The organism is Streptomyces sp. NPDC051909 (assembly GCF_040681095.1).
Lineage (GTDB): Bacteria > Actinomycetota > Actinomycetes > Streptomycetales > Streptomycetaceae > Streptomyces.
This window is the reverse complement of the sequence record NZ_JBFAYA010000086.1, coordinates 1-1,341: the sequence shown is the minus strand read 5'-3', so window position 1 is coordinate 1,341 and position 1,341 is coordinate 1. Positions and strand designations below refer to the sequence as shown.

Genomic DNA, 1,341 nt, shown 5'->3' with positions numbered 1-1,341 from the left:
TGGGGCTTTGCCCTCCGACGTTGGACACACGGGACACTGGATCCTGAGGATCTGAGAACGGACATCTCGTGGTCATGAAGAACTATCCGCCGGAGTTCAAGGCGGACGCGGTCGTGCTGTACGAGTCGCGGCGCGCGGCGACGATCAGGTCGGTCGCCGCCGATCTGGGGATCAATCCGGAGAGGCTGCGGAACTGGGTGAGGGCTGCCGGTGCGAGCCTCCCGCGGGGGACGCCGGTCGCCGGAACCGGCCCAGCCGCCGGCCCCGCTGGAGGCGGAGAACGCGACTCTGCGCAGGAAGGTCCGTGAGCTTGAGGCGAGATCCTGCGGAAGGCGGCGAGGTTTTTCGCCGGGGAGAGGCGCTGGTGAACTGCTTCCAGTGCGTCGCCGACCTGCAGCGCCGCTACGGCATGAAGCGGCTCTGCAGCACCCTCGGCGTCAGCCGCTCGAGCTTCTCCCACTGGCGCCGGACGGCCGCGGACTGGGCTGCCCGGCAGGCGGCCGACGCACACCTCGCCGTCTGGACACGTGCGGTGCACCAGGAATCGGACGGCACCTACGGAGCCCCCAGAATCTGCCGAGCTCCGCGAGACGAGCGGTGAGACGGTCAATCACAAGCGGGTCGCCAGGATCATGCGGGCGTCCGGGATCGAAGGGGCCGGTTGCGCCGCCGGCACCGCACCACCGTCCCTGATCCGGCTGCCAAGGGGCCGGACCTGATCGGCCGCGACTTCACCGCGGACAAGCCGAACACGAAGTACGTCGGCGACATCACCTACCTGCCCATCGACGGCGGGAAGTTCTGCTACCTGGCTACCGTCATCGACCTCGCCTCGCGCCGTCTGGCCGGATGGGCGATCGCCGGCCACTTGCGCACCGACCTCGTGACCGACGCCCTGGCCGCGGCCATCCGCACCCGCGGAACCCTCGCGGGATCGATCAGGCACACCGATCACGGAGCCCAGTACACGAGCAGGGCCTTCGCCGAAACCTGCAGGTCAGCAGGGGTCCGGCGAAGCATGAGCGCGGTCGGGTCCAGCGCGGTCTACACGCTCGCAGAGTCCTTCAACGCGACCTTCAAACGCGAGACCCTGCAAGGACGAAAGAGCTGGCCAACCGAGCGCGAGGCCCAACTCGTCGCCTTCAGACGGCTCCACAGCTACAACACTCGGCGCCGACACTCCTGCCTCGGACAGCGATCACCAAACGCCTTCGAGAACGCCCTCCAACTCACACCAACTACGCTGACACCAGCCGCATAACCCGCGTCCAGGATTCGGGGTCAAGGCCTCCGTCCAGCAGGACCGCTTCGCCGTCGTTGGCGTGGACCTTCTTCAGGGCG

At 68.0% G+C, this 1,341-nt stretch carries 1 pseudogene; it reads left to right on the top strand.

Going from position 1 to position 1,341, the window contains the following annotated elements:
• The first annotated feature begins 68 nt into the window (after positions 1 to 68).
• Positions 69 to 1,261: pseudogene (locus AB0M18_RS36630) on the top strand (IS3 family transposase).
• Positions 1,262 to 1,341 lie beyond the last annotated feature (80 nt).